We start from the raw sequence: 12,500 nt of genomic DNA, 5'->3' as shown, positions 1-12,500 counted from the left end.
CGAACGAGCGTTCGCGCGCCGCGCGGCGGAAGAAGCTACCCGCGCAGCCGCGACACCGTCAGCGCGTCGCCGCCCTGGTCTTCCGGCGCCGGCGCCGTGGCGCTCACGTACGGCGACTGCGACAGCGCGCGCCGCACGGCGCTCTTCATCGCGCCGCTGCCGTGGCCGTGCAGCACGAACACGACTTCGCGGCTGGCGAGCATCGATTCGTCGAGGAACTCCTCGAGGCGCGCGAGGCCTTCCTCCACGCGCACGCCGCGCAGATCGAGCGTGTTGGCCGGCATGCGCAGCGCCGCGTCGAGCCAGTCGCCGGAAGCGCGCCGCGGCTTCGGCTCGCTGTGCACCTGCGCCGGCGATGCGCCGACAGCTCGCGGCGCGGCCAGGACTTCGACCTCGGAGACTTTCGCGCGCACCGTCATCGCGCCGGCGCGGATCTCGAGCTCTCCATCGCGCGCCTCGACGACTTCGCCCACCAGCCCGACGCCGGTTACGCGCACCTTGTCTCCGGGTTTCGGCTGGCGCGGCGGCGCGGCGTTGTCACGGCGGGCTTCGGCGATCGCGGATCGTGCCGTCTCGATTGCTGCGCGTGCGGCATCCGCGCGCTCGCGGCTGGTGTTCTCGCGAAGCTCGCGCACCGCTCGCCGGACGTCGTCTTCGGCCGCGCGCAGGGTGTCGACGAGCTTCGAGGCCGCGCGCCGCTCGACTTCTTTGGCGCGGCCACGAATCTCCTCTTCGCGCGCAGCCACGGCGTGTTCGCGCAACGCCAGCGACTGCGCCAGAGCCTCGGCGCGCGTGGCCGCCTCGGCGGCACGGGTCTTCTCGGCCTCGAGCGCGGCGAGCGCATCGGCGAGGGCACGCTCGCCGGCGTCCATCAGCTCGCGCGCGCGCTCGATGAGAACGCTGTCGATGCCGGCGCGGCCGGCGGCGGCGAGCGCATGGCTCTCGCCGACCGAGCCCGGCACCACGCGGTAGGTCGGCTTACCGTCGGCGTATTCGAGCGCCGAAACCTCGACGCGCGGATCGTCGGCGCCCATGCGCTTGACCTGCGTGTAGTGCGTGGTCACGACGATGCGCGCTCCCGCATCCGCAAACCGCTCGAGGATCGCGCGCGCCAGCGCGCCGCCCTGCGCAGGATCGGTACCTGCCGCGATCTCGTCGAGCAGCAGCAGCGTTCCGCGGCCGGCGGTCTCGAGCATGCGCGCGAGCGTGGCGAGATGCGCCGAGAAGCTCGAGAGCCCTTCGTGCACGGTCTGCATGTCGCCGATGTCGGCGAGCACCGGGTCGAAAATGTCGACGCGCGATCCGCCGGCGGCCGGAATGAAACAGCCGGCGCGCACCAGCAGCGCGCACAGGCCGATCGTCTTCATCGCGACTGTCTTTCCGCCGGCGTTGGGGCCGGTCAGCACCAGCACCGGGCGCGCGCTGTCGAGCCGCAGATCGTTGGCGACCACGCTCGCGCGGCCGAGCGCAAGCACCGGATGCCGCGCGCGCTCGAGGGCCACGATGCCGTCGGTGCCTACGCGCGGACGGTGGCCGTCGATGCGCGCAGCAAAGTCGGTGCGCGCGCACGCGAGATCGAGTGCAGCGGCACCGTCGAGAGCAGCCCGCAGCGCTGCCGCGTGCCCGCCGAGCTCGGCCGACAGCTCCGCAAGGATGCGTCGTTCTTCCTCGGCGAGCGCCGACTCGGCCATGCGGCGTTCGTTTCCGATCGGAACGATCGATGCCGGCTCGACGAACACGGTGCGTTCGCTGCGCGACGCATCGTGGACGATTCCGAGCCCGAGGTTTCTCGCGTGCGACTTGACCGGAACCACGAAGCGATCGCCGCGAACGGTGACGAAGCGATCCTGCAGCACGTCGGCATACTCGGGCGAATCGAGCAGCGCTTCGAGCGTGGTGCGGATGCTGCGCTCGAGCGAAGCGATGCGGCGCCGCAGCTCGCCGAGCACCGGCCAGGCCTGCTGCGACAGCATGCCGTGCTCGTCGATGGCGGCCGCGAACGTCCGGCACAGCCGCCGGTCGGGGGAAATTGCCGCGCCGAGCCTCGCAAGCGCCGGAGCATCCGCGCTGTGGCGGCGAACAAAATCCTCGAGCGACGCGAGCGCACCGAGCGTGGATGCGACGAACGCGATCTCGTCGGTCGCGAGAACCTCGCCCCGCGCGGCCCGCTCGAGCTGCCCGTCGATCGGCTCGATGCCGCCGACCGGCGGCATGCCGGCGCGCCGGTCGACGAGCGCGAAGACTTCGTCGATTGCATCGAACGACTCTTCCACCGTCGGGACATCCCGGGCCAGATCGACCCGCAATGCGCGCTCGCGGCCGGCCGGAGTGCGTGCGTGGCTTGCCATCGCTTCGGTGACGAACGGCCAGTCGAGGACTTCCAGCGTGCGATGGACCAGATCCATGATTCGTCGACCTGCCGGCCGGGGTAGAGCCTGCGCTGCGTACCGTCAAATGCTTTCCCGCCTCCCTTCCTTGCCCCGCATGCGGAAATGGCTCAGATTCCGCCGTCATGCTCGCCGACTACCGCCGCTCCGACTTCTCGCACGAGGGAACGACGAAACCTGTCTATGTTCGCGGCGACGGCCCGGCGGTCATCGTCATGCACGAGATTCCGGGCGTCACTCCGAAAGTCGTGCGCTTTGCCGACTGGATCGTCGAGGCCGGATTCCGCGTGTACATGCCGCTTCTGGTCGGCGAGGCCGGCCGCGAGCCGACGCTCGCCTACGGCCTCGCATCGATTGCGCGCGTCTGCGTCAGCCGCGAGTTCGCGGTGCTTGCGTCCAACCGCTCGAGCCCGATCACGGTCTGGCTGCGCGCGCTTGCGCGCCACGCTTCGGCGGAGACCGGCGGCGGACCGGTCGGCGCGCTCGGCATGTGCTTTTCGGGCAACTTCGCGCTCGCGATGATGATGGAGCCGTGCCTGAAGGCGCCCGTGCTGTCGCAGCCGTCGATGCCGTTCTGTGTCAGCCGCGCCCACGGCAAGGCGCTTCATGTCTCGCCCGAAGAGCTCACCTGCCTGAAGCAGCGGTGTCTCGACGGCGAGAAGGTCCTCGCGCTCCGGTTCAAGGGTGATCCGATGTCGCCGGCATCCAAGTTCGAAACCCTGCGCCGCGAGATCGGCAGCGCATTCGAGGGGATCGAGCTCGAGGATTCCTGCGCGAATCCGGATGCGCTGCAGAAGCAGGCGCACAGCGTGCTGACCGAGCATCTGATCGACAGGGACGGTGAGCCGACCCGCGAAGCCGTCACGCGCGTGATCGGTTTCTTCCGCGAGCGGCTGCGTGGAGGGACGGCGGCCACGAACGCCGCGCCGGCAGCGATCCCTGCGCTCGCCGCGTCGAGAATTCTTCCGTGACCAGAGGAAAGCGATGACATTCCCGAGATCGCGCGGCCCGGCACCGATGCTGCGCCGCCTGGTGATGGCGGATCTGACGCTCGCGGCGATGTGCGCGAGCATCCCGGCAACCATCCTCGCGACCACTCTGGCGCCGGGACAGGCGCACGCGCAGATCTTCGCTTCGACGACGACCACGACTGCGCTGCCGGGAACCACGACCACGACGCTGTTCATCCCGGTCGACGTTAGCGGCGGCGGAGACTTCGAAGGCGGTTTTCCGGCCGGATCGTTCGACACCTACACGTTCGAGATCACGGGCACGCGCGTGCTGCTCGCGGAGACCACCAACGGATTCGGCGGCTGCCCGGGCGATACGATCATCACCCTGCGCCAGGCCGGCGCCGGCGGAACCTGCACGTCGTACGGAGACGATCTGCCGTGTATCGCGTTCGACGACGACTCGGGGATTTCGCTGTGCTCGCGGCTGGAGCACCGGCTGCCGGCCGGCCAGTACGACATCCGCGTATCGACGTACGGCGGCAAGAAGCTCAACCGCTATTTCCTGCACGTCGGCTTCTTCCAGACCGACTGCGGAAATCACGTGGTCGAGATCGGCGAGCAGTGCGACGACGGCAACACCGCCGGCGGCGATTGCTGCTCGGCCGGCTGCGAGCGCGAAGCCCAGGGATCGCCGTGCAACGACGGCCTGTTCTGCAATGGCGCCGACAGCTGCAGCGCGACGGGATTCTGCACGCAGCATTCCGGCGTCCAGTGCCCCGGCGCCGACGGCGATTCGAACTGCGCCGAGTCGTGCAGCGACGCTGCCGGCGGGTGCACGGGGCCGGACCCGAACGGCAGCCCGTGCAACGACGGGATCTTCTGCAACGGCACCGATACCTGCTCGAACGGATCGTGCAGCATTCACTCGGGCAATCCGTGCGGGGGACCGGACGGAGATGGCGATTGCTCGGAAAGCTGCAGCGAGCAAGCAAAAGCGTGCACCGCCAGCGATCCGAACGGGTCCGCCTGCAACGACACGGAATTCTGCAACGGCCCCGACAGCTGCTCGAACGGAAGCTGCAGCCAGCACGCCGGCAATCCGTGCGCGGGCCCGGATGGTGATGCCAATTGCGCGGAGTCGTGCAACGAGGCGAACGACTCGTGCACCGCCGACGATCCGGCCGGCGCGCCGTGCAACGACGGACAGTTCTGCAACGGCCCGGACACCTGTGTGGCCGGCGCGTGCAGCTCGCACGCCGGCAACCCGTGCGACGGACCGGACGGCGACAACGATTGTTCGGAGACATGCGACGACGTCGCCGATGCGTGCACCGGCGCGGACCCCGAAGGCACCGACTGCGACGACGGACTTGCATGCAACGGCACCGACAAATGCCATCTCGGCGAATGCGGCGTACACGTCGGTGTCGAGTGTCCCGGCAGCGACGGAGACGCCGACTGCTCGGAATCGTGCAGCGACAGCGGATCGCCGGGATGCACCAATCCCGATCCGAACGGATCGGCCTGCGACGACGGAATTTTCTGCAACGGGGCCGACACCTGTTCGAACGGAACCTGCAGCCATCATGCCGGCAGCCCGTGCGCAGGGCCCGACAACGATGCCAACTGCGCCGAGTCGTGCAGCGAGGAGCTCAAGACCTGCACCGCGGCCGATCCCGATAGCGCGCCGTGCAACGACGGGCTCTTCTGCAACGGCGCCGACGCATGCTCGAACGGCTCGTGCAGCGTTCATCCGGGCAATCCGTGCGACGGGCCCGACGGCGACTCGGACTGCTCCGAAGTCTGCAACGAGCAGGCAAAAGCCTGCACTGCCAACGATCCCAACGGATCCGCGTGCAACGATGCCGTGTTCTGCAACGGCGCCGACACCTGCTCGAACGGGAGCTGCAGCCAGCATGCCGGCGATCCGTGCGCCGGCCCGGATGGCGACGGCAACTGCGCCGAGTCGTGCAACGAAGCGGGCGATTCGTGCTCTTCGAACGATCCGAACGGCTCGGCGTGCAACGACGGGCTGTTCTGCAACGGCACCGATACCTGCCTCGGCGGCGCCTGCAGCTCGCATTCCGGCAATCCGTGCGACGGCCCGGACGGCGACATCGACTGCTCCGAAACCTGTGACGACGTGGCCGATGCGTGCACCGGCGCCGATCCCGAAGGCAGCGACTGCAGCGACGGGCTGACATGCGACGGCGTCGACAAGTGCCACCTCGGCGAGTGCAGCGTGCACATCGGTCTTGCGTGCCCCGGCAACGACGGCGACGCCAACTGCTCCGAATCGTGCAGCGACAACGGCCTGCCCGGCTGCACCAATCCGGATCCGGACGGAATCCCGTGCGACGACGGGATCTTCTGCAACGGCCTCGACACGTGCCTCGGCGGGGCCTGCAGCCAGCACGCCGGAAGCCCGTGCCCGGGCCCCGACAACGATGCGAACTGTTCCGAGTCGTGCAACGAACAGGCAAAGACGTGCACGGCGCACGATCCGACCGGCAGCGCGTGCAATGACGGCAATCCGTGCACGCAGGCGTCGACGTGCAGCAGTGCCGGAGCCTGCACGGGCAGCGCGACCAGCGACTGCGACGATCACGATCCGTGCACGACCGATGCGTGCACGGAGGGACCGCAGCATTGCTCCCACACCCCGATTCCCGACTGCACGACGACGACCACCACCACCACGACCACGTCGCTGCCGCCGGGCAGCATCTGCGGCGACGTCAGCGGGGACGGCATCGTCAAGGCTTCCGACGCGCTGACGATTCTCAAGGCGGCAGTCGGCGGTTCGCAGTGCAGCGGCGGCAAGTTCTGCATCTGCGACGCCAACGGCAACGGCACGCTCTCGGCAACCGACGCGCTGATCACGCTCAAGCGTGCGGTCGATGCCGGGGTGAACCTGGCCTGCAGGTGCTGACGCGGGCGCTACCGGCTGCCGTCGCGATTTGATCGCCCGGCGGAGGGCCCTTAGTTTGCGCCGGTGAAATTCCCTTCCCGTCGGGCTCTGTCGCTGCGTTCGTGGTCGATCGTTACCGTTTCCGTGATGGTCGGCGCGATTGCCTGCGACCGCGCGTCGGCCGAGACCCGCCCGAAGTGGGAGCTCGGAGTCGGCAGCGTCTTCTACACGCAGCCCGATTACGTCGGCTCGGACGAGTACCGCTTCCATCCGATCCCGTTTCCGTGGGTGATCTATCGCGGCTCGCGGCTGCGCCTGGACCGCGAATCGATGCAGACGCGGATCTTCGGAACCGACCTCGTGCGGCTCGACCTGTCGGCCGGCGGCCAGGTTTCGGTCGACAGCGACGACAACGACCGCCGTCACGGGATGCACGATCTCGACTGGATCGCGCAGATCGGGCCGACCGTGAAATTCCGCGTTGCGATGAGCGAGAACGGCCGTCACGTGCTCGACGTCGACGTTCCGCTGCGCACGGCGCTCGCCGTCGATCTCGACAACTTCGCGTACGAAGGGCTGGTTGCGAGCCCGAAGCTGCAGTACCGGTTCGAGCCGGACGTCTACCGCGTGGAGGCCAACGCGGGCCTGGAATTCAGCAACAACGAATACAACGAATACATCTACGGCGTGGCGCCGCAGTTCGAGACGCCGAGCCGCCGCGCGTACAACCCGAACGGCGGATACGCGGGGTTTCGTATCTCCACCGGCGTGAGCCGTTATTTCGGACCGTTCTACGTCGGCATCTTCGCGCGCTATACGAATCTTGCCGGCGCGGCGTTCGAAAACAGCCCTCTCGTCGGCAGCGACAGCGCATTCATGGGCGGCATCGCGATCGGCTGGGTCTGGCTGTCGTCGAAAGAAATGGTACCGGTCGGCGCCGAAGCCAATCTTGCGGCGCACGAGGCGGCCGTACACAGGAACGATCCCGCGCCGCCGCCGTCTTCACCAACCGACACGCCGGAAACATTTCCTGAGCCTGGGACGGGCAACGCACCATCGGCGGGACCGGATCGCGCCGCAGAGAAAAACCGGAAATGACCGGCCGGCCTCGCGCATGCCGCCTGTCTGCGATCGCGATGGCGAACAACCTCGGCGCCGGTATCGCCGAGATCTGGCCGCGCCTTGCGGGCGGCGATACCAGCCGCTTCGTCCGCCGCCGCGGCCTCGCTCCCGACCGTGAGATCCTCGTCGGAATGATCGACGCGGACTTTCCGGTGCTCGATCCTTCGATGGCCGAGTACGACTGTCGCAACAACCGCCTGGTTGCCGCAGTGCTCTCGCAGATCCGCGCGCCGATCGAGGATGCGATCCGCAGTTTCGGGCGCGGGCGCATCGCCGTCGTCGCCGGCACGAGCACGTCCGGTGTGGGAGATGCCGAAGAAGCCATCCGCCATCGCGAGCGCACCGGCTCGCTGCCGCGCCGGTTTCGCGCCGCGCAGCTCGAGTTCGGCGGTATCGCCGAGTTTGTCGCGTCGTGGCTCGGCACGACCGGTCCGGCGTTCACGCTGTCGACGGCCTGCTCGTCCGGTGCGCGTGCGCTCGCGTCGGCGAGGTCGCTGCTCGAGATGGACGTTGCCGACGCCGTCGTGTGCGGCGCGGCCGACACCATCTGCGGCCTCACTTCGAGCGGCTTCAGCTCGCTCGGGCTGATCTGCGAGGAGCTGACCAATCCGTGCAGCGTCAACCGCTGCGGAATCACGCTCGGCGAGGCTGCCGCGTTCTTCCTGGTCACGCGCGAGAGCGGCGGCGTACAGCTGACGGGAGTCGGCGAGTCGAGCGAAGCGCACCATATGTCGGCGCCGGATCCCGACGGCGCCGGCGCTCTCGCCGCGATGCGCGGTGCGCTTGCCGATGCGGGCCTCGCGCCCGGCGACATCTCGTATCTCAACATCCACGGCACCGGCACTCCGGCCAACGATGCGATGGAATGCCGCGCAATCTGGACGCTGTTCGAGGATCGCGTGCCGGCCAGCTCGACCAAGCCGCTGACCGGCCACACGCTCGGCGCGGCCGGCGCAACCGAAGCGGCGTTCTGCGCGGAGATCCTCCTTCATCGCGCGGCCCGCGAGCTCGTGTTGCCGCCGCACCGCTGGGACGGCGTCGCCGACCCCGCGCTTCCGCGCCTCGATTTCGCCGGCGATGGTCGCCGCGCGGTCACGGGCGAGACGTGCCACGTCATGAGCAACTCGTTCGGTTTCGGCGGCAACAACTGCACGCTGGTGTTCTCGCACGGTCCGGAGGTCGGAAGTTGATTCGCGCCGTTGTCCGGGACTGGTCGGCGTGGGCGCCGGGGCTCGAAAGCCGCGAAGCGTGGCAAGAGTGGGCTGCGTCGCCGGCGCCGCTGCGCGACGACGGTGCTCCGGATGCGCGCGCCGTGCCCGCGATGATCCGCCGCCGCTGCACGACGCTGTCGCGCGCGATGCTGACTGCGGCGTACGGCGCGACGAGCGGAATTGCCGCGTCGAGCGTGCGCACGGTCTTTGCCTCGCGTTACGGCAGCATCAACGAGTCGGTCCCGCTGCTTCGCAACATTGCGTACGACGAGAAGATGTCGCCGTCGCGCTTCACCCACACCGTACACAACGCGCAGTCGGGTCTGTTCTCGATCGCAGTCGGAAACCGGCATGCGTCGAGCGCGCTGTCCGCGCGGGCGGAAAGCTTCGCGTGCGGGTTCCTCGAAGCCGCGACGCATCTTCACCGCGAGCCCGAGCGGCCGGTGCTGCTGGTGATGGGCGACGTGACGCTGGCCGAAGCGTTTGCTTCGTTGATCGACGATCCTCCGGCCGTCTACTCGGTGGCCCTGGTGCTCGCGTCATCCGGCGAAGGCACGGCCGTGCGGTTCGGCGTGCGCGGCGACGAACAACCCGCGAAGCCGGGAACGGCGGTCGCAGCGGACGAGGCGCTGCGGCGCGGCTGGTCGGATGCAGCCGAATTCGTTCGCTGGATGCTGTCGGAAGAAGCGGGGCTCGTGCTGAAAGGAAATGGAAGGGAATGGTGGTGGCAGCGGGACGCGGACACCGCGTCCGCGTCCCGCTGATTCCATCACCGCGCGAGCGCGCGGGGCTCCGCCGGCTTACTGGAAGCGCAGGTCGTTCTCGACCGCACACACGCCGCGTGCCGCACGCGCAACCTGCATGGCTTCGATGCGTTCCTGCCGCGACGGCACCTTGCCGGTCAGGCGCACGATGCAGTTCTTCACATCCACGCTGACGTTGTCGAGGTCATTCTCGCGCAGCTTCTGCTTCACGTCCGAAGCGACTTCCTGGTCGCTGGCCTTGACGTTTTCCTGCTTCGCTTCGGCGACGACCTGAAGCTCGTTGCGGACGTTCTTCACGCCGGCGACTTTCTTTGCCTCGGCCGCGGCCTGCGCCTTCGCATTGGCGCTCGGAACGATGCCGAACAGCGTCACGACGCCGTCGTCGGTGTCGACGTTGATGTCGAGCGCCGGCGTTTCGCGGTCGGCAAGCAGCCGCATCTTGACCATCGACGTCGTGTACATGTCGCTGGCTACGCCGGTGGCCGACTTCGTCGTGTCGGAGACGACCTCACCGGTCGACTTCGCCGCGTTCTTGACGGCATGACCCGCTGATTTCGCGGTGTCGCTGACCGTCTCGCCCGCGGACTTTGCCGTATCGCGTGCGCTGTCGGTCACGCTTTTGTGCCCGGGCTCGGCGTACGTTTCGTCACGCGGGTCGCGTGTGTCCGCGATCGTGTCGGGGCCTTCGATCTCGCTCGACACGCGGCGCACGCCCGGCACGCTGCGCGCCGTACGCACGGCCGTGAGCTTGTCGGTCATGTCGTCGGCCTTGCCCGAAAGCAGGACGACGCCCTTGTTCACGGACGCAACCGTGATCGTGCTGTCATCGAGCGCTTTCTGGCGGGCAAGCGCGGCACGCACATCCGTGGTGATCTGGTCGTCCGCGCGCGCGACAGACGCGCTCTGCTTCTGCGACGTCACCTGAAGAAGGTTGCGGACGCTGGTCACGCCTTCGATCGAACGGACCGCTTCCTCGGCCTTCTGCTTTTCTTCGTTCGTGGCTACCGTTCCGTGCAACGTCACCTTGCGTCCCACGGTGTCGACGTTGATCGCGTTCGAGCTGACGCCTTCTGTCGTCATGAGCGCGAGCTTCGCCTTGCTGGTGATCCACGCGTCGTTCGGAGAGGCCGCGTGGGCGGCGCCGGCCCCCACCATGATCGCAACCAGGGCAGCCGCAGCGGCCATTTTCAGCCTTCCGTCAAAATTGAGCTTTCTCATGTCACGTTCTCCTTGTGAGTCGACGCCCCCGCTTTCGCAGAGCCGCCGCATCACGGTCGATCCCGGCGGACGGTCATCCCGCCCGCCGCGCAGACACGACCCTGCGTGTCCGCTTCTCCCGCTCCTGCCGGATGCTCGCGATCCGCGAGCCCGGCAGTTGCGGCAGCCTGTTGGCCATCCTTCTACGGAGCGGGGAGATTGGAGCTGCCGCGCCCGCCAAGCAGGGCCACGGCAAGAAAGACGAGCGCCAGAACCGCGAACAGCCACCCGATGTTGGCCGAGAGGCCGGCGACGCCGTTGAATCCCAGTACGGCCGCAATCAGGGCGACCACGAAGAATACGATCGCGTAATGCAGCATGGTTTACTCCTTGGGACCCGCCGATGCCGGGCGGCATCGCAACGGCTCCGGTTGGTTATTCTTCCTCGTCCTCCTCTTCTTCCTCTTCTTCGTCGTCGAGCTCGTCGTCATCGAGCTCGTCCGCCTCGTCGTCGGTGTCACCACCGAGACATCCTTCGAACTCGGTGATCTCGATTTCGAGAACATCCTCGTCCGGGCTGTCGTGCGCCCTCGCCAGCAAAGCTTCGGTCAGCACACCCTGCGCTGCGAGGATCGCAAGAAGTCTCTGCCGGGTTGCGCCCTTGTACTCGTTCGGGTTTCGTTGGCTCGAGTTCCAGTTCATCGCATCCTCCTCGCTCGTACCTCGACTTCTTCGTTCCACCGCTTCGTGACCGGATTGTCTCCACTCAAGGGCGGTACCCGGGCGGGAACCGCACGAAGCATGAAAGTCAGATGAAACGCTGACACCGGAAATTCACGGCGCACAGACCTCGGCGATGCCAACAGGGGAAGGTTCGGCGATCGGTGGGCCACAAGAGTCCACCATGCGGGTTTTTCTGACCCGCATGCTGCGTCACGCCTACCGCGCACGTGCAAGATGCCGGCGTGCATGCGTGCGACACGCTGCATGCGCTTCCCACGCGGTTGCGGCCTGCGGATCGGAGCGGGCAGTATCGATCGAGTCTTTTCGGTGTCAGCGCTCGTTGAGTGGACGCGCGTTACGCGTCGCGGTGCGCTTGGCTTCGGCAAGCCGGGCGAGCTCGGAGCGCATGCTTGCGACGTACGCCGCCGAGCGCCGCCCGCGCGGCGTATTGCCTGGCGGAAACACGCGCGACAGGAATCGGTCGAACGGTCCCGGGCCGTAGTAGCGAAACCACGCCTTGCGCCAGAGGAACTCCACGAGCGAGAAGATCGCGAGCACTGTCCAGAAGATCCAGCCGGTCCACGCGCGATGCGCGTCGAGCAGCCCCCGTATCGCGAGAACTGCGGTGATCACCGCGCTCGCGGCGAACAGTCCGGCCCAGACGGCTGTGAGCTTGCGGCAGTACGGTGCGATGAAAGGCGGCGCGAGCGGGTGCGCGATGCGCGCCGCCTTCTCGATCAGCGTTTCGTCGTCGAGAAGACTCGCCGCGAACACGCGCGCGACGAGCAGATGGACGACTGCCGGTACCATCGCGATCGCAGCAGCTGCGCCGGTGGCGATCGCAAGCGTGAGAGTGCCGAGGATCGCGAATCGTTCGACGACCGAAAGTGGGCGCCCGCCGCCGAGCGAGATCCCGCCGAGGCCGACGGACGCGCCGGTCGCGAGCGCAAACAGCAGCACGGCCGCGGCGCGCACGCCGAACGCTTCGATGAGATGCCCGGTTGCGAACCCGCTCAGCAGCACCAGCGCCATTGCCGCGAGCAGCCCGAGTCCCTGCGCGGCGGTCATGTCGCTCGGAGGACGGAACACGTGCGACGCGGTCAGCGCAACGTCGGGATGATGCCGGTCGGCGATTGCCGAAGCGTGCCGGTCGAGCACGGCCCGCTGCGCGTCGTCGAGCTCGAGCCTGTCGGATTGCGTTCCTGGGCGTCGTTCGGACCGCAGCGGCATCG

10 protein-coding genes are annotated in these 12,500 nt (G+C 68.0%); 5 read left to right on the top strand and 5 right to left on the bottom strand.

Annotated features, from left to right (window positions below):
* Positions 1 to 35: 35 nt before the first annotated feature.
* On the bottom strand, positions 36 to 2,405 hold the full coding sequence (locus tag VN634_07400; protein HXC50690.1) for a Smr/MutS family protein: 2,370 nt from the start codon (positions 2,403 to 2,405) through the stop codon (positions 36 to 38).
* A 107-nt stretch (positions 2,406 to 2,512) separates the two neighbouring features.
* Here VN634_07400 and VN634_07395 point away from each other — a divergent pair, with 107 nt between their 5' ends.
* From VN634_07395 to VN634_07375, 5 genes are all read left to right on the top strand, one after another.
* A complete protein-coding gene (locus tag VN634_07395; protein HXC50689.1) occupies positions 2,513 to 3,358 on the top strand; it encodes a dienelactone hydrolase family protein in 846 nt (281 codons plus the stop codon).
* 13 nt (positions 3,359 to 3,371) lie between these two features.
* The gene (locus VN634_07390; protein HXC50688.1) at positions 3,372 to 6,272 is read left to right on the top strand and encodes a dockerin type I domain-containing protein; all 2,901 of its coding nucleotides are present in this window, start codon (positions 3,372 to 3,374) and stop codon (positions 6,270 to 6,272) included.
* Positions 6,273 to 6,335: 63 nt separating this feature from the next.
* On the top strand, positions 6,336 to 7,349 hold the full coding sequence (locus VN634_07385) for a MipA/OmpV family protein (GenBank protein ID HXC50687.1): 1,014 nt from the start codon (positions 6,336 to 6,338) through the stop codon (positions 7,347 to 7,349).
* Positions 7,346 to 8,563, top strand: coding sequence for a beta-ketoacyl-ACP synthase (locus VN634_07380; GenBank protein HXC50686.1), 1,218 nt, complete (start codon positions 7,346 to 7,348; stop codon positions 8,561 to 8,563). The genes VN634_07385 and VN634_07380 overlap by 4 nt, the downstream gene beginning before the upstream one ends.
* Positions 8,560 to 9,348 carry a beta-ketoacyl synthase chain length factor gene (locus VN634_07375; GenBank protein ID HXC50685.1) on the top strand — a complete coding sequence of 263 codons (789 nt, stop codon included), beginning with the start codon at positions 8,560 to 8,562 and terminating at the stop codon, positions 9,346 to 9,348. Before VN634_07380 ends, VN634_07375 begins: the two co-directional genes overlap by 4 nt.
* A 36-nt stretch (positions 9,349 to 9,384) precedes the next feature.
* On the opposite strand, the gene VN634_07370 is transcribed toward VN634_07375, so the two are convergent.
* The 4 genes from VN634_07370 to VN634_07355 all read right to left on the bottom strand — a co-directional run bounded on the left by VN634_07370 (position 9,385) and on the right by VN634_07355 (position 12,498).
* Positions 9,385 to 10,566: a BON domain-containing protein gene (locus VN634_07370; protein HXC50684.1), complete on the bottom strand. Its 1,182-nt coding sequence runs from the start codon at positions 10,564 to 10,566 to the stop codon at positions 9,385 to 9,387.
* 182 nt (positions 10,567 to 10,748) lie between these two features.
* Complete coding sequence (locus tag VN634_07365) at positions 10,749 to 10,925, bottom strand: DUF1328 domain-containing protein (protein ID HXC50683.1); 177 nt, start codon at positions 10,923 to 10,925, stop codon at positions 10,749 to 10,751.
* Positions 10,926 to 10,980: 55 nt separating this feature from the next.
* A complete protein-coding gene (locus VN634_07360) occupies positions 10,981 to 11,247 on the bottom strand; it encodes a hypothetical protein (GenBank protein HXC50682.1) in 267 nt (88 codons plus the stop codon).
* 351 nt (positions 11,248 to 11,598) lie between these two features.
* Positions 11,599 to 12,498, bottom strand: a complete 900-nt coding sequence (locus VN634_07355; protein ID HXC50681.1) for a hypothetical protein — start codon at positions 12,496 to 12,498, stop codon at positions 11,599 to 11,601.
* Positions 12,499 to 12,500: the final 2 nt, after the last annotated feature.

The sequence above is a fragment of the Candidatus Limnocylindrales bacterium genome (assembly GCA_035571835.1).
GTDB lineage: Bacteria > Desulfobacterota > Binatia > UBA1149 > CAITLU01 > DATNBU01.
This window is presented reverse-complemented; position numbering and strand designations above follow the sequence as displayed.

Coding starts and splice junctions, on each gene's coding strand:
- VN634_07400 (HXC50690.1), bottom strand. CDS start 2,405: ATGGATCTGGTCCATCGCACGCTGGAAGTCCTCGACTGGCCGTTCGTC.
- VN634_07395 (HXC50689.1), top strand. CDS start 2,513: ATGCTCGCCGACTACCGCCGCTCCGACTTCTCGCACGAGGGAACGACG.
- VN634_07390 (HXC50688.1), top strand. CDS start 3,372: ATGACATTCCCGAGATCGCGCGGCCCGGCACCGATGCTGCGCCGCCTG.
- VN634_07380 (HXC50686.1), top strand. CDS start 7,346: ATGACCGGCCGGCCTCGCGCATGCCGCCTGTCTGCGATCGCGATGGCG.
- VN634_07370 (HXC50684.1), bottom strand. CDS start 10,566: ATGAGAAAGCTCAATTTTGACGGAAGGCTGAAAATGGCCGCTGCGGCT.
- VN634_07365 (HXC50683.1), bottom strand. CDS start 10,925: ATGCTGCATTACGCGATCGTATTCTTCGTGGTCGCCCTGATTGCGGCC.
- VN634_07360 (HXC50682.1), bottom strand. CDS start 11,247: ATGAACTGGAACTCGAGCCAACGAAACCCGAACGAGTACAAGGGCGCA.
- VN634_07355 (HXC50681.1), bottom strand. CDS start 12,498: ATGCCGCTGCGGTCCGAACGACGCCCAGGAACGCAATCCGACAGGCTC.